This is a genomic window from Chromobacterium sp. FG89 (assembly GCF_057808735.1).
This window is the reverse complement of record NZ_JBMDIQ010000082.1, coordinates 1-480: the sequence shown is the minus strand read 5'-3', so window position 1 is coordinate 480 and position 480 is coordinate 1. Positions and strand designations below refer to the sequence as shown.

General features: G+C 69.2%; 1 protein-coding gene. It reads right to left on the bottom strand.

Translation table 11 applies throughout. The annotated features are described in order from the left end of the window. On the bottom strand, positions 1-480 hold a 480-nt coding region (locus ACODRW_RS24340), incomplete at both ends, for a phage baseplate assembly protein V (RefSeq protein WP_488906926.1).

The window sequence follows — 480 nt, the reverse complement described above, 5'->3', positions numbered from 1 at the left end:
CCTGGCCGATGCGCGGGATGAATTGGTGGCCCCAGCCGGCGCCGGCGCTGGGCATCACCACGCGCAGCCAGCAGGAGGATTTGTCGTCGAGGTTGGCACCGATGCTCGGGTGTTCGTCCGGCCGCTGCCAGTGGAACTGCACCTTGATGCGGCCATGCTGGTCGGTGTGGACTTCTTCACCTTGGGGGCCGACCACGGTGGCGGTCTGCACGCCGCGGGATTTGGGTTTGGCCAGTTCGGTGTGGGCGTAGGCCGGGGTCAGCGGCACGCCGCGACGCTGGGCGTCGAAGTCGGCGCGGAACGGTTGCGCTTCCTTGCCATCCTGGAAAGCTTTGAGATCCGCCGGCAGGTTGTTGCGCGCGCTCAGGGTTTGGCGGGTGACGACGAATTCGCGCTGTTCGCTGCTGTCGCCGTCGTGGGCCGGGTGGTCGTCCAGGCGGAACCACTGGCCGGCGGCCAGGCCGCGCACCGAACCGCCGC